Consider the following 26,018-nt stretch of genomic DNA (forward strand, 5'->3'; position numbering starts at 1 on the left):
AGAGCTTCGAATGAGGTGAAATTGTGAATGAGAGAATCACCCAGTACCTGGGGAGATTAACGGGTTACTGGAACCAATTTAGTAGAAAACAAAAGACACTTTTGGTGTCATCGCTAGCATTTATACTACTTGCAATTATCCTACTTACGGTTCAATTCTCCAAAACGGAGTATGAAGTAGCATTTACCAATTTGGATTCTGCGGATGCAGCAGGCATCATTAATTACCTTGAAACAGGTGGCGTTCCTTATAAATTAGGGACAGATGGAACGAGTATTTCGGTTCCAAGTAAGCAGTCGGCTCGCGTTAAAGTAGATGTTGGATCACAAGGAATCGTTCAGAATGGATCGATCGGCTGGGATATATTCAACGAAAGCTCTTCATTAATTGGCACAACGGATAACGAGTTCAACGTTAAATACAAAAGTGCTTTGAATGGCGAGGTTGAACAGTTACTTCAACGAATGCAGGGAGTTAGTGATGCAAAGGTTCTAATTAATCTGCCTTCAGAGAATGTATTTGCGAGTATAGATGAGCAGGAGAAAGCTTCGGCTTCAATTGTTATCAAGTTCAAGCCTGGATATCGAATTACCCAGGAAGCCGTTGATGGTTACTTTAATCTAGTTAAGACATCAGTGCCTAATCTACCGATTGAGAATATTTCTATATCATCCAGTGATGATACTGTTCTGTTGCCAACAGGACAAGGAGGCGGACAAGCGGGTTCATTGACAACCGCCGTGCAAGAAAATATGGCTCTACAGAAAAAGTTTGAGAGCGATGTAAGACAAAGCGTCAAACAGTTTCTATCCAAATTAACTGGACCGGATAAGGTTGAAGTGCTTGTAGCATCCAAACTGAACTTCGATCAAATCAGTGAAAAAGATAATCTTGTAACTCCTGTTGATACGGAGAACATGAAAGGCATTGAAATTAGTGCACAGAAGATCCAGGAAAGTTATACCGGCCAAGGAGATTCCAATAGTGGTATTCCAGGAACCGGAACTGAGGATGTAGCTGGATATCCTACTGCAAATACGCAATCAGGGTCAACCTCTGATAAGTCGTCCTCAACAATCAATTATGAAGTTAACCGGATCACGAAGGATATTGTGGCTAGTCCGTATGTTATTAAGGATTTAACCATTAATGTGGCTGTTGAACCACCTGCGGGTCAAAATTCTTTGGATCCAAATACACAAACAGCTATTGAGAACATTCTAAGTAATATTGTCGGTTCGTATTTAGCCGACTCTGGTACTACTTATACAGACGCTGATCTACAGAAAAAAGTTGCTGTCTTCTCACAACCTTTCCATAGTGAAGTTGTCAAGAGTAATGCATTGAGCTTGTCCAACCCGTGGTTATGGGGGATTGGCGTTGCTGTTCTTCTTGCGGGAGCTGGTATTGGAATGTTGTTGTTCCGCCGCCGGAAGAATGTGGAAGATATTGAGGAAGAAGAGACACCACCACCACTTCTATCAGAATTTCCTTCCATTAACTTTGAAACAGTTACAAATGAGAACCAAGTGCGCAAACAACTGGAAACATTGGCGAAGAAGAAGCCGGATGAATTCGTCAACTTGCTTCGTACTTGGCTGGCCGAAGAATAGAGGTGAACGCAATGTCGAAAGTGGCAACGTCTCAAGGATTAAGTGGAAGACAAAAAGCAGCGATTTTATTAATTACTTTGGGACCAGAGGTCTCCGCAGAAATTTTCAAACATCTTCGTGACGAAGAAATTGAACAATTAACGCTCGAAATCGCTAATGTTCGTAAAGTTGATGCTAGTGAGAAAGAGATGATCATGGCGGAGTTCCACCAGATTTGTCTCGCTCAGGAATATATTACACAAGGCGGTATTAACTACGCCAAAGAGATTTTGGAGAAAGCACTCGGTGCATCCAAAGCGTTCGATATTATTAATCGATTAACTGCGACACTTCAAGTTAGACCGTTCGATTTTGCGCGTAAAGCGGATCCTAACCAGATCCTCAACTTTATACAGAATGAGAATGCTCAGACGATTGCTCTGGTACTGTCATATCTTCAATTTGAACAAGCGGCTATTATTCTATCCTCACTTCCTCAGGAGAAACAAGCTGAAGTAGCAAGAAGAATAGCCATGATGGACAGTACATCACCAGAAGTAATCTCTCAAGTGGAACGCGTACTGGAACAAAAGCTGTCAGCGACGGTTACTCAGGACTATACAAGTGCTGGTGGACTCGAGTCGATTGTTCAAATTTTGAATGGTGTCGACCGTGGTACAGAACGCACAATTCTCGATTCTTTAGAAATTCAGGATCCAGAACTTGCCGAAGAAATCAAGAAACGTATGTTTGTCTTTGAAGATATCGTTAATTTGGACAACCGTTATATTCAGCGGATTATTCGCGACATTGAAAATTCGGATTTGCAACTTGCGCTTAAAGTGGCTAGTGAAGAAGTACGAGAAGCAGTCTTCCGCAATATGTCAAAACGGATGGCAGAGACTTTCAAAGAAGAAATGGAATTTATGGGGCCTGTGCGGCTTCGTGATGTGGAAGAAGCTCAAACCCGTATCGTAGCAACGATCCGTAGATTAGAAGAGTCTGGAGAAATTATTATTGCACGTGGTGGAGGAGATGACATCATTGTCTAATTTGATCAAGGTGTCCCAGTACGTTCCGGTGGACATTCTGAAACAACTCAATTTGGGCAAAACGTACCAGTCCTCCGAAGCAGAACAATTAGATGATGAGATCAGTGCGAAGGCAGAGGTTGCCGTCGCTGCTGAAGATTTAGCCGCTGAAGAAACTAGACGACAGATGCTTGTCGATGCGAAGGATTTCGCCGAACGTCAGGTGCGGGAAGCTTCGGAGCAAAGTGAGCGTTTGCTGAATGAAGCCAGGGAGCAGATTGATACCTGGTGGCAGGAACGTAGAGAGCAAGATGAAGATCTGATTGAAGCGATCAAGTCGGAAGGGTTCAGTCAAGGCTTTGAAGAGGGCAAAATTCAGGCAGAACAGACCCTTCGGGACAAGATCAACGAGATGATGGCCGAGGCATCTGCTGTGCTTGAAGAAGCATATATCGAAAAAGGACGTATCATTCAAGAGGCTGAACCTTTTCTAGTGGAACTAAGCTGTGCTATTGCTGAGAAGATTATTGCGAAACAACTTGATCTAGATCCGGAATATACGTTGGAATTGATTAAGGGGAATCTTTCTCGCAAACGGGAGCAGGGCATTCTTACCCTATGCGTTTCTCCATCGCAATTTTCATTTGTTCAGGCAGCCAGAGAAGAGTTGAGCTTGGCAATTGACTCACAAGCCGAGTTGCAAATTTTGCCTGATCCTACCGTGAAAGACCACGGCTGCGTTATTCGATCATCATTTGGTAGTGTGGATGCTAGAGTTGATACGCAATTAGCGGAGATAAAAAAAGAACTGTTGCGAATCTCGCTGCAGACCGAGGATCGGGGACAACCGCATGATGAAAATTGATTCGGAACGTTATATCGATCATCTAAGACAATTGGATCCTGTCCGGATTAATGGGAAAGTGACACAGGTTATTGGGCTGATGGTGGAATCTGAAGGCCCTGACGCAAGCATAGGTGATGTCTGTTACATATATCCTAGTAAATCGACCCAACCCCTACAGGCAGAAGTTGTTGGATTTCGCGATAATAAAGTGTTGTTGATGCCCTTAGGGGAATTGCAATCCATTGGACCAGGCTGTGATGTGGTTGGAACAGGCAAACCCCTCAGTGTTCAGGTAGGTTCAGAATTACTGGGTAAAGTGCTTGATGGGCTAGGTCAACCACTGGATGGTTCGGTCATACCTTCCCGAATGAGTCACTACTCCACCTATAACAAACCGCTGAACCCACTGCAACGACCGCGAGTTGCAGAACCTATTAGTATCGGAGTTAGAGCGATTGATGGTTTACTTACGATTGGTAAAGGACAGCGTGTCGGGATCTTTGCGGGTTCTGGGGTAGGGAAAAGTACGTTGATGGGTATGATCGCCCGTAATACTGCGGCGGATGTAAACGTCATCGCATTGATAGGGGAACGTGGACGTGAGGTGCTTGACTTCATTGAGCGCGATCTTGGACCGGAAGGTTTGGAACGTTCCGTAGTCATCGTTGCTACTTCTGACCAACCTGCATTGATTCGGATGAAGGGTGCACTCATAGCGACGACCATCGCTGAGTATTTTCGTGATCGTGGACTAAACGTCATGTTGATGATGGACTCAGTTACAAGATACGCGATGGCACTTCGTGAAGTTGGACTTGCCGTTGGTGAACCACCTGCGATGCGTGGATATACTCCATCAGTATTTGCGGCATTGCCTAAGTTGATGGAGAGAGCTGGGACAGGGCCTACAGGTTCAATCACTGCATTCTACACGGTGCTAGTTGATGGTGACGACATGAATGAACCGATTGCTGACGCGGTCAGGGGAATTCTAGACGGACATATTGTATTGAATCGGAATATTGCAAACAAAGGTCATTTTCCTGCGATTGATATTTTGGCAAGTATAAGCCGGGTTATGAAGGATATCGTCTCGGACGAACAAAGTGATGCGGCGGAGAACCTGAAACGCTTACTCTCAGTATATAAGGATTCTGAGGATTTGATTAATATCGGAGCCTATCAGCAGGGGTCAAATGATGAAATTGATGAAGCTATCGGTTACATACAGCGGATCTGGGATTTCTCGAAGCAGAAAGTGAATGAGAAAGTAACGTTACCCGAAGTACAAGAACGTTTGATTTCTGAATTTACGAGGAGCTGACCCTTAAATAATGAAGTTTCGTTACGTCTATCAGAAAGTTGTAGATTTGAAATCGAATGAGAAAACGCAAGCGGAATGGATGCTCTCGGCTGCCGTAGGCCATTTGCAAGCGGAGCAACGTTCACTTAATCAGTTATTCGAAGACAAAAGAGCTACATTCATTGCGATTCAGTCAGAGATGGAGAACAAAGCTTCCGTAATCAAGTTACAGGAACTTCAGAGGTACATGGATTTTCTCGAGCAATGCATATCTAGCAAAACAAGGGATGTACAGCGAGCTGAGGTCAATGTTGAGAACAAAAAGAGTTTCTTGAACGGTAAAATGTTAGACGAGAAAGTTTGGCTGAAGGCTAAAGAGAAGGAACAAAACAAATATCAGCACGAAATGCTTCTTCGGGAACAAAACGAACTGGATGAGATGGCTACAGTCCGGTTTGCCATGAGAGCCCGTTAGAGCGGAGCGGGTGGTAATGATGGGCTTGCGAAGGAGGCGATAGGATGGCACAGGCTGAGTTGGAAGAAGAAGATTATGAAACAGGCGGCGGGTTTTCACGTTTTTTGTTTTTTGTGACTCCCATTCTGTTTACAGTTGTTTTACTTGGTGTTCTACTGACACTATTTAATATGCCGTTTCGTGATATGATGCAGGGATTTGCTAAGAATATACCAATTGTAAGAAATTTGATTCCTGACGATGAAGTTGCACAAACGGATATAAAAGATACTCAGAAAGACAAAGAGAAGGATAGAAAAAAACAGATAGAGAGTTCCGAAGCTACCATCAAACAGCTTAAAGAGCAGGTGACGAAGCAAGAAGCCGATCTGAAAGAAGCCAATGCTCAAGTAGTGGAGCAAGAGGGGAAATTGAAGGATCTGCAGGCAGAATTGTCAGCAAGTCAACAAGTAGCTGCTAAGCAAGAATTAGCCGACGAACAAGAAGCGTACCAGAAAGAAGTCAAGAAGCTTGCTCAACTATATGCTCAAATGAGTCCTAAGAAAGCTGCTGCTATTCTAGAAAAGTTGACGACGGATGAGACTCTTCAAATGCTCAGTATGATGAATAATGAAAGTAAAGTCGCCATTCTTGAGAAAATGGATGCGCAAAAAGCAGCTGATATTTCAATATTGCTAAAAGATACTCAGCCTGCTGAAGATTTAGCGATTGCTGCATTGCAATCCCGCCTTAAGAAAGAAGCGGAAGCTAAAACCACGACTACAAATACGAATACGGGATTGAGCGATCAACAATTAAGTGCAACGTTTGCAAGCATGTCAGCTGATTCTGCATCGGCTCTGATCTTACAAACATACAAAATCAGTCCTGACAAAGCACTGAAAATATTAAATGCAGTTAATGACTCAACACGTTCGAAAATTTTGGAATCTATGGCTAAAGCTGATGACGTACAAACGACGAAAATACTAAACAAGCTTGTTAGTAAATAAGCTGATCCGTCCAACACTTGAAAGGAGGTGAGAAAATAGATGAGTCAAACAGTATCAAATCTATCAGCCGGAACTGCAACAAATGGACTTTGGTATGGGGCTAGTGGTAAATCGGAGTCAGTTCAAGGAACTGGGCAAGATTTTAACCAAACACTACTTATGATGCAGTTGGGTAATGCGCAACCACAAGAAGGTCAAGTTTCCGCACAATTATTGACTTTGACAAATCTGAGTCAGTCAACGGATGGTAGTAATCTTGAGACACAAGAAGATGGAGACACAGTGAATAAGTTGCTTACTGACTTGTTACATCAACTTGATCAAATGGATGAAGCTTTATCAGAGAATCCTTCACTTCTTGAGTTGTTGCAGAGTTGGCTTCAGGGGATTCAGAACCTGGTTCGGCAAAGTGGATCGACAGGTAATGACAGTGCTGCTACTGAAGAACACACGGAGTTACCAGTTCTAGCACAGCACTCTGAGACGATGCGATTCGCGATTCAAGATGCATTAGTGCAGGTATTAACCGTATCTGAAGGACAACAATCGATGGGGACGAGTAATTTGGGGCAAGCACAGGCGATGCTTCAATCCTTGCAAAGTGTTCTAAATTCGATGAATGCTACCCAAACCGAGATCAATCCTTTCGGTGAGAAACAGACAAACAACTCAGACAATAATGTGAGTTTAGCTTCTCTCCTTAATAAGAGTTCTGAAGCTACAACGGGAAAGAACGCGTCACAAACCGTTCAAAATGTACTTACAAGTAATGCAACGCAAGGCAAAGAGCCAACTATCTCTTTAGCTAGCGTAGTATCAAGTACGACCAAGTCGGAGTCAGGTGATGATCAGTCGGTTTCTGAAAGTGAAATTCGACTACATTCCGGTAATATAGTCACTGCAGGACAACTTGTGATGCGTCAAGCCGGATCCGCACCAGTAAAAACGACGGCACCGTCTGTACCTGTTGAGAATTTCGGTAAGGAAATGAGTGGCTTTCTAGTAAACAAGATGGATATCGTCAAACTTCAAGGGATTTCGGAAGCCAAAATTTCTTTGTATCCAGAGCACTTAGGACAAGTAGATGTGAAGATTACGATGCGAGATGGCCAAATGATAGCCCAATTCGTAACGGAGACTGCTTTAGCTAAGGATTCACTGGAGCAACAGATGGGACAACTCAGATCCGCTCTTCAAGCACAAGGACTTCAAGTTTCTAAACTGGAAGTAACGCAGAATTCTTCATTATCTTCACACATGTATCAAGACGGACGTCAACCTGGTACCGGTACAGGTAATGGCACTGGCCAGCAACAGAATGGTAAACGTCGTGAGATTCAAGAAGATGATGCTTTGCTAGTGAGTGACTTGAATGAGGAATGGAACGAATGGATCTCTGAGGTGAGAGCTAAGGAAGTCAACTACGGAAGCTCCTTCGTTGCTAAAGCTTAATAGAAAGGAGGAAGCAATGTGGCGGATATTATAGGAACGAATGTAGCATGGCCTGGTTACTCAGCAGGAAATGCAACAAAAGCAAGCTCAAAAGGTGGTAACTTGGGTAAAGATGATTTTCTAAAGCTGATGATGGCACAAATGCAGAACCAGGACCCGTTATCACCTATGGACAACACCCAAATGGTCGCTCAAATGGCTCAATTTACTTCTGTAGAACAGCTTGTGAATATCTCTGAACAGTTAACGGCAATGAGTCAATCCCTAGGTAATAATTCCGGATTAATTGGGAAGCAAGTTAGCTGGACGGCACAAACCAAGACAGGTGATTATTCACTTGAGACAGGACAAGCGGAGGTTATTACAGTGAAGGAAAGTGGAATCGTAGATTCCATCGTCGTTCGCAGTGGCGTTCACTACGTCAAAGTCGGTGATAAGGAAATACCGATTGATCAGATCGTGCAGGTTGACAACCCACCTGAACCTGAGGTTCCAGAAGTTCCTGAAGTGCCAGGTGATACAAACGATGCTGGTGAGGCGGGAGAATCATGAACTCACCAATTAAAGTAGGTCAACTGTATCCAGGTCGAATTGGACCCAGTGTACTAGCACAACCAAAGAACAGTCAGGCTAATGCCGGACAAGGAACTTCATTCAAAGAAATGCTTCAAGACCGACTTGTTCACTTCAGTAACCATGCGGTCAAACGTTTGGAACAAAGAGGTATTGAACTGAAGCCTGAACAATTGAATCAAATCGAATCTGCCATTGACAGTGCGGCTGCTAAGGGAGCAAAGGATTCTCTCATCTTGATGAAAGATATGGCTCTCATCGTAAATGTAGGTAATCGTACAGTAGTTACAGCAATGGACGGTAACAGCATGAAAGATAATGTTTTTACGCAGATCGATAGTGCAGTTATCATTTCTTAATTGGCTGGCCCGTAATTGGAAAGCCAAGGGCTGCGGATCGACTGAAGCAGCTCGCAAGCTATCATTTTATTCCTGGGAGGAATGAGAACGTATGTTAAGATCAATGTATTCGGGCGTTTCTGGGATGCGTGGGTTTCAAACGAAGCTTGACGTTATCGGGAACAATATTGCGAACGTAAACACAGTTGGATTCAAATCTGGTCGAGTGATGTTCAAGGATATTATGAGCCAGACAGTTGCCGGTGTTACGGCCCCGGCAGATGGCGAAAGCGGTGGGGTTAATGCGAAGCAGATTGGTCTAGGTGTTTCGATTGGTTCGATTGATACGCTTCATACATCCGGAAGCGCAATGACGACGAATAACCCGTTAGACCTTCGTATTGATGGAGATGGATTCTTTTTAGTGAAGCTATCAGCTGATCAAGAGGTTGCTTTTCTAACTAGAGCTGGAGATTTCCATTTGGATGCAGCACGTCAATTGGTCACTTCTGATGGATTGCTCGTCTGTGACGCTGGCGGAGATCCGCTTGAGCCGCTTGGAGAAGATGTAACGGCTTTCTCTATTGCGCAGGATGGAACTATCGTTATGAAAATGAATACCGGAGAGACAGAAGCAGGGGCGCAAATTGGCGTAGCCAGAGTGACTAACCCTGAAGGACTTGAGAAAATTGGTGGCAACTTGTACCGTATGACTCTGAATGCCAATGCAGAAGGTGAACTCGTACCTACGACTGCTAACAATCAGGAAGACGGAACAGGAGCTATCATCTCTGGACAGTTGGAAATGTCCAACGTTGACCTGACAGGGGAATTCACTGAAATGATCGTAGCTCAACGTGGATTCCAAGCGAATTCTCGTATCATCACAACATCTGATGAAATTTTACAAGAAGTTGTCAATTTAAAACGCTAAGTTATTGAATTGCGGGGGAGGATTTATCTCCTCCTTCGCTTCCTTCATGCGAAGATTCAAACGGTGTTTCCGATAAGGAACGGATTACTCCGTTACCACTTGGGAGGGTTATTATGATCTCTATAACACGCTTAAACGGTTCACAAATGTGGTTGAATGCACTCATGATCGAAACCGTTGAAGAAACACCGGATACATACGTAACCCTTGTTAATGGCAAGCGTATTATCGTTCTTGAGAAAGCTGCTGAAGTCATCGCAAGGGTGAAAGAGTGTTACAGTGAAATAGGTATTCACGCCGCAACTATTAAAGTGCAACAAACGGAGGAATGGTCATGAAGAAAATGGCGCCTTGGCTAATCACGATTCTACTATCCATTACATTGATCGTATTGGCCGCATTCTTACTGCTGAAGGATTACTCACAGCCTAGTCCTGGAAATGAACTAAGTGCCGCCGTTCAGGATGTAAAAGCACCATCAGGTTTGTCAGCGGATGAGATTGTTGAAGTAACTTCAACGATTGATGGGATCAAAACAAATTTGTCTGACCCCAATTATGTTGTTGTAATGGATTTTGCATTCCAAATGGATCGTAAAACTTCTAAGGAAGCTTTCGATAAAATCAAAGATTATAAAATCAAACCTATTATTATCAAGACGCTTGCCGACACCAAACCGGAGGATTTGAACGGATCCGTAGGCAAAGACAATCTAAGCTCCAAACTGTTGAATTTAATCAACAAGTCACTGCCGGAAGGAAAAGTGGTTCAAATCGATATTACTTATTTCATTAGTACACCTATCTAGACAATATCGATAGAATAAATCCTTTAAGGGGGTGAGATGTTTGGTAGATGTGTTATCGCAAAATGAGATCGATGCTCTGCTCGCCGCGTTATCTTCCGGCGAAATGGATGCAGAAGAACTGAAAAAGGAAGAAACGCAAAAGAAAATAAGAGCGTACGATTTCAAAAGAGCGGTGAGGTTTTCTAAAGATCATATCCGTAGCTTAACCCGGATTCATGAGAACTTTGCCCGTTATCTCACCACCTACTTCTCGGCTCAGCTTCGTACATTCGTGCAAATTAGCGTAGTTCAGGTGGAACAGCTTCCATATGATGAGTTCATCCGATCTATTCCAAAGATGACGATACTTAATATTTTTGAAGCGGAGCCATTAGAGGGAAGAATGGTACTTGAGGTTCATCCAAACGTTGCTTATGCTATGTTGGATAGGTTACTAGGAGGAATCGGTACAGCTCCATCAAAGATCGGATCTTTAACAGAGATCGAAACGATTATTATGGAGCGTATATTTAGTCGAGCATTTGAAAGTTTGCAAGAGGCTTGGAAGACGATTATCGATATTAATCCGCGGATGGAAGCTTTGGAAACAAACCCGCAGTTTATGCAAATTGTTTCGCCAAATGAGACGATTGCCCTGATATCGCTTAGCACCAAAATTGGGGACACAACGGGGATGATCAATTTATGTATTCCTCATGTGGTAATCGAGCCTATTATGCCTAAGCTTTCGGTCCATCATTGGTTTGTCTCTCAGAAAAAATCGCGTATTCCTGAAGAGGTTGATGCACTCCGTAATCGTGTGAACAAGGCAACATTGCCGATTATTGCCGAGCTTGGTGAATCACAAGTTACGATCCGCGAATTCTTAGGATTATCCGTTGGTGATGTAATCTCCTTGAATAAGCCCGTTCAAGAGGGGCTGTCCATTATGATCGGAGACAGATTAAAATATATCGGTAGCCCTGGTACGTTAAAAGACCGAGTCGCCGTTCAAATTGATGAAATTGTCAGCGAAGGAGTTGAAGAATTTGACGAGTAAAGACTATTTGTCTCAAGAGGAGATTGACGCTCTACTCAAGCAGGCGAATCATGATACGCCGTCTGAACCCACAGTAGACGACTATTTGACAGCGTTAGAACAAGATGCACTGGGTGAAATCGGCAATATCACGTTCGGCAGTGCGGCTACAGCTCTTTCGACACTATTGAACAAGAAGGTGGATATTACCACCCCTAAGGTGTCAATTATTACACGCTCGCAATTTGAGACGGAGTTCCCTAAACCACACGTGGCGATTCATGTACAATATGTGGATGGTTTTGAAGGGATGAATTCACTGGTCATCAAGACAAGAGACGCTCAAGTCATTGCTGATCTCATGCTTGGTGGAGAAGGAAATCCGGAAGATGCGGAATTGAATGAAATTCATATCAGTGCCGTTCAAGAAGCAATGAATCAAATGATGGGTTCCTCCGCGACATCGATGTCGACGATTTTCAACCGATTCGTGAATATTTCACCACCGGGTATCGATATCTTGAATATGTCCAACGGAAACGGGGTAAGCAATCTTCCTCCCGATGAAACCCTGATCAAGGTATCGTTCAGGTTGACTATCGGAGATTTGATTGATTCGACGATCATGCAGCTTCTTACGGTGAAATTTTCTAAGGATATGGTAGATAGTCTCATCAATGGTTCGTCTTCAGAACCAGCTCATCAAGAGGTTGCGGCGACAGCTACACCTGCAGCTCCTGTACAGCCGGCACCATCGACACATTCTGCACCGCCAATGCAATCTGCATATGAGCAACCGGTATATCCGCCTCAATCTCATACGCAACAACAAATGCCTTACAATGTACCTATGGAGCGCCCATACAGCGAACCTCAACACTACGGAGGACTTCAAGGACGTAGCTTAAATGTACAGCCTGTTCAATTTTCTAACTTGGGAGCTCCAACATTCTCACATGTTGACGACAATAATTTAAATTTATTGATGGACATTCCCCTTAAAGTCACCGTAGAATTAGGGAGGACCCAAAAGCAAATTAAGGATATCTTGGAATTATCTCAAGGTTCAATTATTGAGCTGGACAAGCTCGCTGGTGAACCTGTAGATATACTGGTGAACAACAAACTCATCGCCAAAGGCGAAGTCGTAGTTATTGATGAGAATTTTGGTGTTCGTGTTACCGATATTGTTAGCCAATGGGATCGCATACAGAAATTACAATAGTAGAAGTTTAGGGAGGATTTTTAATCAATGGCAAACCGAATTCTAATCGTAGACGATGCTGCTTTTATGAGAATGATGATCCGCGACATTTTATCGAAGAACGGGTTCGAAGTTGTGGGTGAAGCGCAAGACGGTGCGCAGGCCATCGAGAAATTTAAAGAATTACATCCAGACCTCATTACGATGGATATCACGATGCCAGAAATGGACGGGATTGCTGCACTGAAGGAGATCAAGAAAATTGATCCAAATGCAAAAGTGATTATGTGTTCAGCAATGGGACAACAAGCGATGGTTATCGACGCGATTCAAGCGGGTGCTAAAGACTTCATCGTTAAGCCGTTCCAGTCCGACCGGGTTGTTGAAGCTATTAACAAGACACTTGGATTGTAGGCTAGAGCCATGCCTTCGAATCAGGATGGCCCTCCGTCTTATAATACTGATTTTAATATTTGGGGGAATCTGATAACGGTCATCGTCGTGTTAGCAATTATTGTTGTACTGATCATATTGCTGATTCGTTTCCTAGGAAAAAGAAGTCGTTTTATGTCTCAAAACCGATCGATCCAAACGATGGGGGCTATCGGTCTGGGACCTAATAAATCTTTACAGGTCATTCAAGTTGGCAATAGTGTGTATCTCGTCGGGGTTGGCGAGAACATTACGCTTGTCGATAAGGTTTCTGATCCTAGTGAAGTGGCCGTTATTCATCAGGCTTTCCAAGAAGAAATTGCAGAGTATCCTGCTTTGACATCGGTGGTATCCGGATTCGTATCTCGTCTTCGGAAGAAACCACAGGTGGAAGTAGAGGAACTGGAAAGTACATCATTTCATGAGGTATTTCAATCACAGCTGCAAAAAATGCCGAACCGGAAAAAACAAATGGAACAACTATTGAAAGACGAAGAAGAATAATCTACAGATCGGTCGAGGGATTCATGAAGAAAAAGCTCATTATCGTTGGCTTGTTGCTTGGCTTATGGAGCGTATTTACGGTTACCGTAGCCTCCGCGACAGCAGTGAATCCGATACCGGATATCGGAATTCAAATCGGAGATTCAGGAGGGGAGCCGAGCACAAGCTCCTTGTCCATTATTCTACTCATCACAGTACTCAGTATCGCACCTGCGATTCTAGTGCTAATGACGAGCTTTACAAGGATTGTTATTGTGCTCGGATTTGTCCGCAGCTCGCTGGGAACGCAGCAGATGCCTCCAAATCAGGTGCTTGTTGGACTTGCTTTATTCCTGACACTTTTTGTTATGAGCCCGACGCTGTCCACGATTAATGAAGTGGCAGTGCAGCCTTATATCAAAGGGGAAATAACTCAGACGGATGCTTTGAATAAAGCTTCCGTTCCGATGAAGAAGTTTATGTATTCACATACTCGTCCGAAAGATCTGCAATTGTTTATGAGCTATACCAAAACGGAGAAACCAGCTTCTTACGAGGACATCCCGATTACAGTGATGGTACCAGCATTTGCTATCAGTGAACTGAAGACGGCCTTTCAAATGGGATTCTTAATTTTTATCCCATTCCTAATTATTGATATCGTCGTTGCCAGTGTCTTGATGGCTATGGGGATGATGATGTTACCACCGGTCATGATTTCACTTCCGTTTAAAATTTTGCTCTTTGTGCTTGTTGATGGCTGGTACTTGATAGTCAAATCACTACTAGTCAGTTTTAACACGTGACGAGGTTACTTATTCTTAAAAGGGGGAAGCGGTAATGAGTTCGGAATTTATTATCGGTTTGGCCGGACAAGCCGTTTTTACCGTACTGAAGGTTAGTGCTCCGATGCTCTTGATTGGTCTCGTTGTTGGTCTGATCATTAGTATTTTTCAGGCAACAACGCAAATACAGGAGCAGACACTCGCCTTTGTCCCCAAAATCATTGCTGTATTGCTCGCCCTGTTATTGTTTGGTCCATGGATTCTATCGACATTAGTTGATTTCACCTATGGCATATTTAATAATCTAGCTAGTTATATCGGTTAGGCCAAAGTGAACATGGAGACTATACTGCAGGGATTACCCATTTTTATGCTTATCTTTTGTCGAATGTCGGCGTTTTTTGTAGTCGCCCCCATCTTTGCATCCAAAACGGTTCCATCAACTTTCAAAATTGGTATCTCCGCTATGGTCGCCTTCCTGATTCTCTTAATTCAGGGAACGGATCAGGTGATTCCGATGGATCTCAGTTATGTGTTGCTTATCATCCGTGAAGTATTGATTGGATTGTTATTGGGGTTTGTGGCATATCTTATGTTTACTGTCATTCAAATTGCCGGATCATTTATTGATATCCAAATTGGTTTCGGGATCGCGAATGTAATTGATCCGATGACTGGGGCATCAGCACCCGTTCTTGGTAACTTTAAGTATATGTTTGCTACTTTATTATTCTTAAGCATGAACGGTCATCATTATTTGCTGGATGCTGTGATTCGAAGCTATAACTGGATCCCATTATCTAATGATTTGTTTCAACGTATTTACAGTGGGAACTTGTCAGATTTTCTAATCAAAACATTCAGTCAATCGTTTCTACTCGCGTTTCAAATGGCTGCGCCACTTGTCGTTGCGCTCTTTCTGACAGACGTTGCGCTCGGTTTCCTGGCTCGTTCGGCCCCTCAATTCAATGTTTTCGTCATCGGGATTCCATTGAAGATTATTGTTGGATTGGGTGTATTACTCATTTTGGTCTCCAGTTTTACCTACACGTTTGAACATTTATTCGCAGTATTGTTCAAATCGATGCAAAATTTACTTGGTACCATTGGAGATCGGCCTAAGTAGGAATCGGAGGAATCACGAAATGGTTCGATATCGTCTGGACTTGCAATTATTTGCGGGTGAGAAAACAGAGAAGGCTACGCCGAAGAAACGGCAGGATTCCCGTAAAAAAGGACAGATCGCCAAAAGCCAGGATGTGTCAGGTTCACTCATTCTGTTGTCTGCCTTTCTTGGTCTGCTAGCGTTTGGTGGTTACATCAAGGAACGACTTATTCTTTTGTACTCGGATGTGTTCTACCATCGACTGACTATGGATATCACCCAAGAAAATGTAATGACGATGTTCAGGAGTTATGGGATTCAAATTCTTTTACTGCTTGCTCCTATTTTTCTTGTGGTAGTGGTGATAGCAGCTATTGCTAACTACGCTCAAGTTGGATTTTTAATGAATGGAGAAGGACTCAAGCCCAAGTTTAGTAAATTGAATCCAATCCAAGGTTTTAAGAATATTTTCTCGATGCGCTCGGTCGTAGAATTCTTGAAATCTATCTTGAAATTGACAGTAATAGGATATCTCGTATTTTCAACATTATGGGGTTCACGAGACTATATTTCATCTCTGAGTAAAGTGACTGTGGAAGCAGCATTTCATTTTACAGCTCAGATTATGTTGAATATGGGGATCAAGATAGCTGTCGCTTTACTTGTCTTAGGTGTCTTAGATTATATGTACCAGAAGTATGACCATGAGAAAAAAATGAGAATGTCCAAACAAGATATCAAAGAAGAGTATAAGAAAATGGAAGGCGATCCGCTTATCAAAGGGAAGATCCGGGAGAGACAGCGGCGTATGGCACTTCAACGAATGATGCAGGAAGTGCCTAAGGCAGATGTGATTATTACGAACCCTACGCATTTTGCCGTAGCATTGAAATATGATGGATCGCAAATGGATGCCCCACAGGTTGTGGCTAAAGGTCAGGATTATGTGGCCCTGCGCATTAAAGAGATCGCTAAAGAACACGGAGTCATAACAATGGAAAACAGGCCGCTAGCACGTGCGCTGTTTCAAAGATCGGAGATCGGGGATGTAATTCCTGCCGATTTGTTCCAGGCCGTGGCTGAAGTATTGGCTTATGTATACAAAATGAAGGGTAAGAGTAAATCATGATGGGGATCGGAGGCTGACCTGTGAAGAAAGCAAAAGATATATTCATCCTTGTGGGTATAATCGGCATCGTTCTGTTGATGATTCTTCCGATCCCAACTTGGTTGTTAGATGTACTTTTAATTGTTAACATTTCGCTTTCATTGATGATTTTGCTGGTCGCAATGAATACGAAAGAAGCGTTGCAGTTCTCCATTTTTCCAGCGATGCTGTTAATTACAACCTTATTTCGGTTGTCGCTTAACGTTTCGACCACCAAATTGATTTTGGGACAAGCAAAAGCCGGGGATGTAGTTGCTACCTTTGGTTCATGGGTATCACAAGGCGAACCCGTTATCGGCTTCGTTGTCTTCCTAATCTTGGTGGTCGTTCAATTTATAGTGATCACTAAAGGCTCGGAGCGGGTGGCTGAAGTTGCTGCGAGATTTACTTTGGACGCGATGCCTGGTAAGCAAATGAGTATCGATGCTGATTTAAACGCAGGACTGATCAACGAGCAACAAGCTCGGGAGCGTCGTCGCAAAATTGAGCGAGAAGCGGATTTCTATGGAGCGATGGATGGTGCGAGTAAGTTCGTCAAAGGGGACGCAATCGCAAGTATTATCATCCTAGTAATCAACCTAGTTGGCGGTTTCATCATCGGTATGACGATTCATGGCATGCCATTCCAAGACGCCTTATCTACATATTCTATTCTGACGATTGGTGACGGTCTCGTCAGCCAAATACCGGCCTTACTTATTTCAACAGCGGCGGGTCTGATTGTAACCCGTGCTTCCTCAGAGGGCAATCTAGCTGATGATATTACAGGACAGCTGTTCACCTATCCTAAACTTATTTATATCGTGGCTGGAACGATTACTCTATTAGGTCTCTTCACACCGATAGGGCCTTGGACGACTCTACCATTTGCTGCAATACTAGTCTATGCTGCTCTACGAATGCAGAAGAATTTGAATCGCAAACAAGCCGAACAAGATCAGCAGGATGAGGAACAGGAGATCGAGGAGGTTCGAAGTCCCGAGAGTGTTATCAATCTACTACAAGTGGATCCGATCGAGTTCGAATTTGGTTATGGACTTATTCCATTAGCTGATACTGGACAAGGTGGAGATTTATTAGATCGAATAATTATGATTCGTAGGCAATGTGCTTTAGAAATGGGTCTTGTCGTTCCCGTAATTCGGATTCGCGACAATATTCAACTAAAACCGAACGAATACGTCATTAAAATTAAAGGAAATGTCGTAGGCGGCGGTGAATTATTACTTAATCACTATTTGGCAATGAGTCCAGGTATGGATGATGAGTCTATTACAGGAATTGAGACCCAGGAGCCAGCCTTTGGATTACCTGCAATTTGGATCGACGAATCTACTAAAGATCGGGCTGAGCAGTCGGGCTATACGGTAGTAGACCCACCGTCTGTTGTGGCAACGCATTTGACGGAAATGATCAAGAAGCATGCTCATGAATTGCTTGGTCGTCAAGAAACCAAGACACTTGTCGACAATCTCAAGGAAAGTTATGCGGTTCTTGTCGACGAATTGATCCCATCGGTTCTATCGATTGGGGAGGTTCAAAAGGTACTCGCCAAACTGCTTCGTGAGAAAATATCGATTCGTGATATGGTCACTATTTTCGAAACCCTAGCTGATTATGGTACTTATACCAAAGATCCTGACGTTCTGACGGAATACGTCAGACAGTCGCTATCCCGGCAGATTACACAACAGTTTACGCAACAGGGAGAGACGATGCGGGTGATTACGGTAGGTCCGATGCTAGAGAAGAAAATTGCAGAGAGCGTTCAGCAGAGTGAACAGGGGAGTTATTTAGCGTTAGATCCACAATCTACACAGACGATGTTCCAGAAGCTGAATGAACAGATCAACCGGCTTATCCAATCAGGACAACAACCGATTGTGTTGACCTCTCCGACCATTCGTATGTATTTACGACAGGTCATTGAACGGAGTATGCAGGATATTCCCGTATTGTCCTATAGTGAACTTGAACCTAATGTCGAAATTCAAAGTGTCGGAGTGGTGAATTTATGAGAGTGAAGCGTTATATCGTCGACACAATGCCTGATGCTATGCATAAAATACGCGGAGAATTAGGAGCCGACGCTGTAATTCTCAGCACAAAGGAATTGAAAATTGGCGGTTTTCTGGGAATGTTCCAGAAGAAGAAAATTGAGGTCATCGCTGCATCGGAGACAACTGAGTCTTCAGCTCCTAAGGGTGGAATATCGCGGCCTGTAGTATCATCGCCACCTCCAGTTGCTAGGCAGTCTGTACCGGAGGCTTACCGCAAATCCTCCCAAATGATGTCTAGTTCGTCTTCTGCCGTGGGCCTGAAGGAGAGACCAGAGGCAGCATCACGTGAAACAACTTCAGTTTCCGAACGTGATGACTTGGTTTCTCGTGCTTCACCTCCTGTGAGGGATAGACAACCTCAGATGCTGGATGAGCGACTATCTTTATTTCTTGAGTCAGAATCTAAGGAACAACCAGTTTCACCTGTTTCAGCACCTCTTCCTCAACCTGAAGTCAAGGAAGATCGGTTATTTGAAGAAATTAAGCAAATGAAATCAATGATGAGCAAGATAGCTAAACAACAGGAAGGTATTCGAGAACTTCCCGAAGCATTATTAGTTTTACAGAGTCAGCTTCAAGCTCAAGAAATTTCATCCGAATTGGTAGATGAGTGGATTGAAGATGCTTATAACGAATGGATAGCTTCTAGTCAGACATTAAGTAATGAGGATATGGTAGAGCAGGTACGTAGTACAATAGGTTCGTTTTTGAATGATCATATCGGTGAGGGGATCAGGGAAGAGACACAGATTGTTTATATCGCTGGCCCAACGGGTGTTGGGAAAACGACAACGATTGCGAAATTGGCAGCGGATCAAATCTTCCGAGTCCGTAAAAAAGTTGGGTTTATTACTGCAGATACATATCGTATCTCAGCGATCGAACAGCTTCGGACCTATGCTTCAATTCTGAACGTACCCTTAGAAGTAGTGCAATCACCTGGCGATATGCAGCGTGCCACTCAGAGACTTGCTGGATGTGATCTAATCATCATGGATACTGCAGGTCGAAATTATCTGAATGAGTTATTCGTTGCTGAACTGCATAGCTTATTTTCTCCATCAGCTCAAAGCGAAACCTATCTGGTCCTGAGCCTAACATCTAAGATTCAGGATATGAAAAGAATAACGGAGCATTTTAGTAGATATGGACTGGAAAAGGTAATTTTTACAAAGCTTGACGAGACGGAAAGCATCGGACCATTATATAATCTACTTAATGAATATCCTTTGAAAGCTTCATATATTACAAACGGACAAAATGTACCAGATGATCTCCTTACGGTTGATCAGAAGATGTTAATTGATCTGTTGCTTCTGGAAGAAAGGTCATCATGAGCGATCAGGCCCAAGCACTTAGACAACTAGTTTCGTCAAAAGATGATCTTAATCTTCAAGCTCCGGTACGCCATTCCGCTCGAATCATCACCGTGAGCAGTGGAAAGGGTGGAGTAGGGAAATCAAACTTCACTTTGAACTTTGCCCTGGCATTGAAATCGTTAGGACAAAAGGTATTATTGTTCGATGCGGATATTGGAATGGCTAATATAGATGTACTGATGGGAGTCCGCCCGAAGTATAGCTTGTATCACTTACTAAAAGGTGAGAAGGATATTTCAGAGATTATTGAACTTGGAACGCATTCCTTACCTTTTATTGCCGGTGGTTCAGGTATGGCAGATCTATTCACCTTATCAGAAGCTGACCTCAATTACTTCACCACACAAATTGAGCAGATTTCCGAAGAGATGGATTATATCATTTTTGATACAGGTGCTGGACTGTCAAAAGAAACACTTAAATTCATTGTAGCTGCTGATGAGTGCCTTGTTGTTACTACTCCAGAACCTACATCAATTACAGATGCATATGCACTGATTAAAGTAGTTCACAGCATGGAGAAGGACGTTTCATTCCAACTCATGGTTAACAGAGTAATAGACGAGGGTGAAGCAAGTCAGGTTGCTGACAAAATATCTTTGGTTGCGAGCCGGTTTCTCGATATGAAAATACCTATGTTGGGTTATATGAGTGATGATGCTCATGTGATGCAAGCAGTAAAAAAACAGGTTCCTTTCTCCATTGCGTTTCCCGGTTGTTCAGCTGCGCAAGATATTTATCGTGTAGCTATGAAATATGTTGAAGTTCCACAGTTTCAACCAAGAGAAACCTTGTCGGGAATCAAAGGATTTATGCATAAATGGCTAAAACGCACGAAATGATTCTGCTAACTAAGAACAGGGGTGGAACAATGGAGCCTTATCGGATCATGGTAGTTGATGATTCGGCGTTCATGCGAAAAATTGTATCGGATCTCATTGAACAGGATCCATCATTTAAAGTCGAGGCTACTGCTAAAAACGGGGCTGAAGCGGTTGAACAAATCTCAGCGCTGTCGCCTGATTTAGTCACTATGGATGTTGAGATGCCGGACATGAATGGTCTCGAGGCGCTCAAAATAATAATGGAGCGGTATCCAGTTCCAGTTATTATGCTTTCTGGTATTAATGAGCAAGGCACGCGAGAAACCATTATGGCGCTGGAACTAGGCGCATTTGATTTCATCCGCAAACCTTCAGCATCGACCAGTTCTCACGATATCGATCAAGTAGGGCGAGATCTGAGAGAACAAATTCGGGCGGCAATGCTCATGAAGGAGAGACGAGCAGCACGAGAGGCCCTTCGGACAAGTAATGAACCCTTACTTCCTTCACCATCTGTTGGCGAGCTTCCCACTCTACACAAGCCAAGCAAACTCAACCTTCCTCCAAAGAAGGTCGCTAAACCTAATGTGGAGATCGATACGCGTCGGACGAAAATGATTGACAATGGTTACAAAAGTCCACCACAGCCTGATCCTAAAGTACCTAATGATGATGCTTTGAAGGTGCATCCTGCACTGCAGAAGTTGCAGGAGAATCTCCGTCGAAACGAAGCGAAGATGCGGGATAAGATAATTCCTAGACAAACCTCACAGCCATTACTTCCTGAGATGAAGTCAAAAGAGAAGCCCGTACCTAAAGAGAAAGTGTCAGCTAAAGAGGTAATTAAGGAAATCGCTGTAGGGTATGAAGCGGGGCCAGGTATCCATACGAAGTTTACGGATGTGGTTGCTATTGGTACTTCTACTGGCGGCCCTAAGGCGTTAAAAGCTGTACTTGAGAAAATCCCAAGCAATTTCCCAGCTCCGATAGTTATTGTGCAACATATGCCTGCAAATTTCACGAAATCACTTGCTCAACGTTTGGATAGCTTATGTGCTTTGAACGTAGAGGAAGCGGAAGAAGGAATGGAACTGCGAAGCGGTACGGCGTACATTGCTCCAGGAGGGTTCCATATGAATGTCGTTATCGGTAGGGATGGTAGGTACAAACTAACCTTATCAAAACAGGAACTTCGTAATGGACATAGGCCTTCTGTAGATGTGTTGTATGAATCACTGTTACCGTTGCAAACGTTGAGAAGACACATTGTACTATTAACTGGTATGGGGAGTGATGGAGCGAAGGTCATGAAACGGCTCTATGATGCTGGCGTGACTTCTACCTTTGCCGAGAGTGAGGAGACTTGTGTAGTATATGGAATGCCACGATCGGCAATTGAACTAAAATGTGTCAGTCACGTTTTACCGTTACATGAGATTGGTCCTAAGCTCGTACAAGTAGTGAAATAACGGAATCTCTTGAAGGAGGTGCCTCACCATGGACATGAATCAATATTTATCCATGTTTATCGATGAGTCAAATGATCATTTACAGTCATTAAATGAAAATATGCTGGAGCTTGAGCAGCATCCGGACGACATTAGCATCGTACAGGTCATTTTTCGTTCCGCCCATACCCTTAAGGGTATGGCCGCAACAATGGGATATGAAGACTTATCTTCCCTAACGCACCAAATGGAGAACGTACTAGATTTAGTACGTAACGAAAAGCTGAAAATGCAAGAGGTTATTTTTGATACGTTATTCCAAAGTCTCGACGCATTGCAGTTGATGGTACAGGACATTACTCAGGGTGGGGAAGGCAAGGCGGATGTTAGTTCCATCGTCTCCTCTTTACAGAGTATTGTGAACGGAGATTTGGCTCCTGCTGCTCCTGCTGTTCCTGCTGATAGTGCGACCGGATCTTCGTCCTTTGATGGGAATGCCGTTCAACTGGATGAGTACCAACACTCCGTGCTAGAACAGTCCATTTCAGAGGGACATAAAGTACTGTTTATTGAAGTGGCCATTCGTGAGGATTGTCAGCTTAAGGCAGCCCGTGCATATCTTGTATTTGATTTGCTTGAGAGATATGGAGAGATTGTAAAGTCTCACCCTACGGTTCAAGAAATTGAACAAGAAAAATTCAACCGTAGCTTCTCACTTTATTACATAACTCAAAAAGAACCTTCAGAAATGAAAAGTATGATTCTAAACCTGTCGGAGATCGATACAGCTGAGGTTGCAGCACTTGATCTGGAGACCCTTGGACAACTTTCCTTTGGAAAGAAGGAAGCTGCAGCAACGGCAGTTGAGCCATCGAAACAAGCAAATGACGTGGTACCAGCTTCGAAATCAGCCGTGCCCACCGATAATCAAAGTGGAGGACGTACAGCTGGAGGCGGAGCATCAACTCCATCAAGAACTATTCGGGTCGATATTGATCGACTTGATGTGTTAATGAATCTGCTAAGTGAATTGTTGATTGATCGCTCTCGGCTTGAGCAATTGGCTGATGAGGTCAGACGACCTGACCTGACAGAAACAGTAGAACATATGAGCCGCGTAGGCAGTGATCTACAGAACATTGTATTGAAACTTCGTATGGTACCCGTTGATACCGTGTTTAATCGCTTCCCGAGGATGGTTCGTGACCTTGCCAAATCATTGGACAAGAAGATTGATCTCATTGTCGTTGGGGCCGATACAGAATTAGATCGTACTGTCATTGATGAGATTGGAGATCCACTCGTCCATCTTCTACGTAACGCCGTTGACCATGGAGTTGAATCTACCTCGAAGCGTATTGCTGACGGTAAGTCTGAGACTGGAACTGTTCACCTGCGGGCATTCCATAGTGGAAATCATGTCTTTATTGAAATTGAAGACGATGGTAGTGGTATTGATCGGAATGTTATTTTGGCCAAAGCGATTAAGAATGGCATTGTTACAGAGAGCGAAGGAGCAGCGATGACAGATGAGCAGGTATATATGCTACTGTTTGCTCCGGGTTTCAGTACAGCGGAAGTTATTTCAGACATCTCTGGTCGTGGAGTAGGTTTGGACGTTGTAAAAACAAAGATTATGTCGCTTAGCGGTGTTGTATCGGTAACTTCTAAGCTGGGTAAAGGTACTAAGTTTTCAGTGCAATTGCCGCTTACATTATCAATCATTTCTGCGATGTTGATTAAAGTGGGATCCGAGAAATATGCAATCCCATTGTCTTCTATTGTTGAGACTGGTCTGCTCAAACGAAATGAAATCCGTAATGTTCATGGTTATAAGATGATCCCTTATCGCGATACCCATATTCCATTGCTTTCATTAGCTGAGCTTTTTGAAGTCAAGGATTTTGATGAGAACAATGAGGAGGAATCAGAAATTGTTGTCATTCATAAAGGTGATCGACTGGCGGCTCTAACAGTGGAAGATTTCATTGGACAGAGTGAAATTGTTATCAAAAATCTTGGCAAGTATCTTCCTTCAATTCAAGGTATTGCCGGTGCTACGATTCTAGGCGATGGACAAGTAGCTCTTATTATTGATTCTAACGCATTCATTAAATAATCGATTAACACTCGGTCAGGAATGAAATCACGCATTGCCGAGATCATTAAGGAGGGGTTTTCGTGGGAGCTGAAATTAAAGTTATCGTTTTTAAATTAGGACATGAGGAATACGGAATCGAAGTAGATAAGGTACAAACAATTGAACGTATGATGCCAATTACTCGCGTTCCCAAAACGTTGACATTCGTGAAAGGAGTAATTAATCTCCGGGGCGTTGTCATTCCAGTCATTGATCTGCGTGGTCGATTCGGTATTGCTGAAGCTGAACATACGGATCAGACTCGAATCATCATTGTTACAGCAAACGAAATGGAAGTTGGTTTCATAGTTGATTCTGCAAACGACGTTATTGATCTCAATACGGACATTATTGATTCACCACCAGACGTTGTTGGAGGAATCAAAGCTAAGTACTTGCATGGCGTTGCACGTATTTCAGAAACGCGGCTGCTAGTCATGTTGAATCTATCCGAGGTGCTTAATCGGAGTGAAATCATTCAACTGGAAAGCTTAGAGGGATAAACGTGGTGGATCTGTTTGAAGGCCTTGAAGATTTCAAAATGGATGTACTGAAGGAAGTCGGTAATATAGGAGCTGGTAATGCCGCGACAGCTCTTTCAAGAATTCTTGATAAGCCGATCGATATGGCTGTTCCTAACGTACAAATGTTACCGTTTGAAGCAATTACAGACCGTGTGGGTGGGGCTGAGAATATTGTACTCGCTGTATATTTCCGTGTTGAAGGCGATGCACCGGGGAATCTTTTCTTCATCCTCAGTCCAGAAGCGGCTAAGAAGTTGCTTCATTATTTGGCCGGATTGGAGATGGGCACTGAGGATGAATTCTCTGAAATGGAATGGTCAGCACTTGCTGAAATTGGCAATATTCTCGCAGGATCCTACTTATCTTCATTGGCCGATTTTACTTCACTCTCGTTGATCCCCACCGTTCCTGCACTGGCCATGGATATGGCGGGGGCGATACTAGGGTACGGACTTTTACAGTTTGGCGAAATGGGGGATTCCGCTCTAGTGATTGATACAACATTTATCGAGGGTCAGTATGCAGTGGAAGGACAGTTTTTCCTTATTCCCGATCCAGAATCTTTTGACAAAATCTTCATTGCTCTGGGAGTGCCTATGAATCATGATTGATGAACAGCGGATTGTAAAGGTCGGCATGGCCGAGTTAAACATTATTACTGGGCATGGATTGATTCGCACAACTGGACTCGGATCTTGCGTGGGATTGACTCTTTTTGATCCGCATACTAAAGTGGCTGGTCTAGCACACGTTATGCTCCCAACTTCAGACATCGCACGAGAAGGTGTCCTCAATGTTGCAAAGTATGCTGACACTGCTGTCCCAACGTTATTAGATCAGTTAATTAGTAACGGAGCAGTAAAGAGTCGCATTGTCGCAAAGATGGCCGGGGGTTCGCAAATGTTTACGTTTGCTGGAACTGGAGATTCCATGCGAATTGGTCCCCGGAATGTGGAATCATGCAAAATAAAACTATCCGAATTAGGCATTCCATTGATAGCGGAAGATACGGGTGGAAACTACGGTCGAACGATCGAATTGAATTGTGAAACGGGTATTTTATTTATACGCAGTGTACAAAAGGGTGTAAAGGAATTGTAGCC

Annotated in this window: 28 protein-coding genes; all 28 read left to right on the top strand. The window is 43.4% G+C overall.

What is annotated here, in order from left to right; genetic code table 11:
* Positions 1 to 23: 23 nt before the first annotated feature.
* The 28 genes from fliF to IEW05_RS06635 all read left to right on the top strand — a co-directional run bounded on the left by fliF (position 24) and on the right by IEW05_RS06635 (position 26,016).
* Positions 24 to 1,613: a flagellar basal-body MS-ring/collar protein FliF gene (gene fliF, locus IEW05_RS06500; RefSeq protein ID WP_188536942.1), complete on the top strand. Its 1,590-nt coding sequence runs from the start codon at positions 24 to 26 to the stop codon at positions 1,611 to 1,613.
* Between the two features lie 11 nt (positions 1,614 to 1,624).
* A complete protein-coding gene (fliG, locus tag IEW05_RS06505; protein ID WP_188536943.1) occupies positions 1,625 to 2,644 on the top strand; it encodes a flagellar motor switch protein FliG in 1,020 nt (339 codons plus the stop codon).
* Entirely contained in the window at positions 2,637 to 3,488 is an 852-nt protein-coding gene (locus tag IEW05_RS06510; protein ID WP_188536945.1) for a FliH/SctL family protein, read from the top strand. The genes fliG and IEW05_RS06510 overlap by 8 nt, the downstream gene beginning before the upstream one ends.
* A complete protein-coding gene (fliI, locus tag IEW05_RS06515; RefSeq protein ID WP_188536947.1) occupies positions 3,475 to 4,794 on the top strand; it encodes a flagellar protein export ATPase FliI in 1,320 nt (439 codons plus the stop codon). The genes IEW05_RS06510 and fliI overlap by 14 nt, the downstream gene beginning before the upstream one ends.
* A gap of 10 nt (positions 4,795 to 4,804) precedes the next feature.
* Complete coding sequence (gene fliJ / locus IEW05_RS06520; protein ID WP_188536949.1) at positions 4,805 to 5,248, top strand: flagellar export protein FliJ; 444 nt, start codon at positions 4,805 to 4,807, stop codon at positions 5,246 to 5,248.
* A 44-nt stretch (positions 5,249 to 5,292) separates the two neighbouring features.
* Positions 5,293 to 6,240 (top strand): MotE family protein, encoded by a 948-nt coding sequence (locus IEW05_RS06525; RefSeq protein WP_188536951.1) that lies wholly within the window; start codon positions 5,293 to 5,295, stop codon positions 6,238 to 6,240.
* A gap of 39 nt (positions 6,241 to 6,279) precedes the next feature.
* Complete coding sequence (locus IEW05_RS06530) at positions 6,280 to 7,692, top strand: flagellar hook-length control protein FliK (protein WP_188536953.1); 1,413 nt, start codon at positions 6,280 to 6,282, stop codon at positions 7,690 to 7,692.
* 18 nt (positions 7,693 to 7,710) lie between these two features.
* The gene (locus IEW05_RS06535) at positions 7,711 to 8,244 is read left to right on the top strand and encodes a flagellar hook assembly protein FlgD (protein WP_188536955.1); all 534 of its coding nucleotides are present in this window, start codon (positions 7,711 to 7,713) and stop codon (positions 8,242 to 8,244) included.
* Positions 8,241 to 8,624, top strand: coding sequence for a TIGR02530 family flagellar biosynthesis protein (locus tag IEW05_RS06540; protein ID WP_188536957.1), 384 nt, complete (start codon positions 8,241 to 8,243; stop codon positions 8,622 to 8,624). The genes IEW05_RS06535 and IEW05_RS06540 overlap by 4 nt, the downstream gene beginning before the upstream one ends.
* 91 nt (positions 8,625 to 8,715) lie before the next feature.
* Positions 8,716 to 9,537 carry a flagellar basal body rod protein FlgG gene (gene flgG, locus IEW05_RS06545; protein WP_188536959.1) on the top strand — a complete coding sequence of 274 codons (822 nt, stop codon included), beginning with the start codon at positions 8,716 to 8,718 and terminating at the stop codon, positions 9,535 to 9,537.
* 113 nt (positions 9,538 to 9,650) lie between these two features.
* The gene (locus tag IEW05_RS06550; protein WP_188536961.1) at positions 9,651 to 9,875 is read left to right on the top strand and encodes a flagellar FlbD family protein; all 225 of its coding nucleotides are present in this window, start codon (positions 9,651 to 9,653) and stop codon (positions 9,873 to 9,875) included.
* Positions 9,872 to 10,345, top strand: coding sequence for a flagellar basal body-associated FliL family protein (locus IEW05_RS06555; RefSeq protein WP_188536963.1), 474 nt, complete (start codon positions 9,872 to 9,874; stop codon positions 10,343 to 10,345). The genes IEW05_RS06550 and IEW05_RS06555 overlap by 4 nt, the downstream gene beginning before the upstream one ends.
* A 40-nt stretch (positions 10,346 to 10,385) precedes the next feature.
* Positions 10,386 to 11,384: a flagellar motor switch protein FliM gene (gene fliM, locus IEW05_RS06560; protein WP_188536965.1), complete on the top strand. Its 999-nt coding sequence runs from the start codon at positions 10,386 to 10,388 to the stop codon at positions 11,382 to 11,384.
* Positions 11,374 to 12,588, top strand: coding sequence for a flagellar motor switch phosphatase FliY (fliY, locus tag IEW05_RS06565; protein WP_188536967.1), 1,215 nt, complete (start codon positions 11,374 to 11,376; stop codon positions 12,586 to 12,588). The genes fliM and fliY overlap by 11 nt, the downstream gene beginning before the upstream one ends.
* A 27-nt stretch (positions 12,589 to 12,615) precedes the next feature.
* Positions 12,616 to 12,981: a response regulator gene (locus IEW05_RS06570; RefSeq protein ID WP_188536969.1), complete on the top strand. Its 366-nt coding sequence runs from the start codon at positions 12,616 to 12,618 to the stop codon at positions 12,979 to 12,981.
* 9 nt (positions 12,982 to 12,990) lie between these two features.
* Complete coding sequence (locus tag IEW05_RS06575; RefSeq protein ID WP_188536971.1) at positions 12,991 to 13,503, top strand: flagellar biosynthetic protein FliO; 513 nt, start codon at positions 12,991 to 12,993, stop codon at positions 13,501 to 13,503.
* A gap of 23 nt (positions 13,504 to 13,526) precedes the next feature.
* Positions 13,527 to 14,288 carry a flagellar type III secretion system pore protein FliP gene (fliP, locus tag IEW05_RS06580; protein ID WP_188536973.1) on the top strand — a complete coding sequence of 254 codons (762 nt, stop codon included), beginning with the start codon at positions 13,527 to 13,529 and terminating at the stop codon, positions 14,286 to 14,288.
* Between the two features lie 34 nt (positions 14,289 to 14,322).
* Positions 14,323 to 14,592 (top strand): flagellar biosynthesis protein FliQ, encoded by a 270-nt coding sequence (gene fliQ / locus IEW05_RS06585; protein WP_188536975.1) that lies wholly within the window; start codon positions 14,323 to 14,325, stop codon positions 14,590 to 14,592.
* Positions 14,593 to 14,604: 12 nt separating this feature from the next.
* Complete coding sequence (gene fliR, locus IEW05_RS06590) at positions 14,605 to 15,393, top strand: flagellar biosynthetic protein FliR (RefSeq protein ID WP_188536977.1); 789 nt, start codon at positions 14,605 to 14,607, stop codon at positions 15,391 to 15,393.
* A gap of 19 nt (positions 15,394 to 15,412) precedes the next feature.
* The gene (gene flhB, locus IEW05_RS06595; protein ID WP_188536979.1) at positions 15,413 to 16,501 is read left to right on the top strand and encodes a flagellar biosynthesis protein FlhB; all 1,089 of its coding nucleotides are present in this window, start codon (positions 15,413 to 15,415) and stop codon (positions 16,499 to 16,501) included.
* A gap of 20 nt (positions 16,502 to 16,521) precedes the next feature.
* A complete protein-coding gene (gene flhA / locus IEW05_RS06600; protein WP_188536981.1) occupies positions 16,522 to 18,558 on the top strand; it encodes a flagellar biosynthesis protein FlhA in 2,037 nt (678 codons plus the stop codon).
* The gene (flhF, locus tag IEW05_RS06605; protein WP_188536983.1) at positions 18,555 to 19,937 is read left to right on the top strand and encodes a flagellar biosynthesis GTPase FlhF; all 1,383 of its coding nucleotides are present in this window, start codon (positions 18,555 to 18,557) and stop codon (positions 19,935 to 19,937) included. Before flhA ends, flhF begins: the two co-directional genes overlap by 4 nt.
* Positions 19,934 to 20,821, top strand: coding sequence for a MinD/ParA family protein (locus IEW05_RS06610; protein WP_188536985.1), 888 nt, complete (start codon positions 19,934 to 19,936; stop codon positions 20,819 to 20,821). Before flhF ends, IEW05_RS06610 begins: the two co-directional genes overlap by 4 nt.
* 29 nt (positions 20,822 to 20,850) lie before the next feature.
* Complete coding sequence (locus tag IEW05_RS06615; RefSeq protein ID WP_188540753.1) at positions 20,851 to 22,272, top strand: protein-glutamate methylesterase/protein-glutamine glutaminase; 1,422 nt, start codon at positions 20,851 to 20,853, stop codon at positions 22,270 to 22,272.
* Positions 22,273 to 22,300: 28 nt separating this feature from the next.
* Entirely contained in the window at positions 22,301 to 24,370 is a 2,070-nt protein-coding gene (locus IEW05_RS06620; protein ID WP_188536987.1) for a chemotaxis protein CheA, read from the top strand.
* A 62-nt stretch (positions 24,371 to 24,432) separates the two neighbouring features.
* The gene (locus IEW05_RS06625; protein ID WP_188536989.1) at positions 24,433 to 24,894 is read left to right on the top strand and encodes a chemotaxis protein CheW; all 462 of its coding nucleotides are present in this window, start codon (positions 24,433 to 24,435) and stop codon (positions 24,892 to 24,894) included.
* Positions 24,895 to 24,932: 38 nt separating this feature from the next.
* Positions 24,933 to 25,526 carry a chemotaxis protein CheC gene (locus IEW05_RS06630; RefSeq protein ID WP_188540754.1) on the top strand — a complete coding sequence of 198 codons (594 nt, stop codon included), beginning with the start codon at positions 24,933 to 24,935 and terminating at the stop codon, positions 25,524 to 25,526.
* Complete coding sequence (locus IEW05_RS06635; RefSeq protein WP_188536992.1) at positions 25,519 to 26,016, top strand: chemotaxis protein CheD; 498 nt, start codon at positions 25,519 to 25,521, stop codon at positions 26,014 to 26,016. The genes IEW05_RS06630 and IEW05_RS06635 overlap by 8 nt, the downstream gene beginning before the upstream one ends.
* Positions 26,017 to 26,018: the final 2 nt, after the last annotated feature.

Source organism: Paenibacillus segetis (genome assembly GCF_014639155.1).
Taxonomy (GTDB): domain Bacteria; phylum Bacillota; class Bacilli; order Paenibacillales; family Paenibacillaceae; genus Fontibacillus; species Fontibacillus segetis.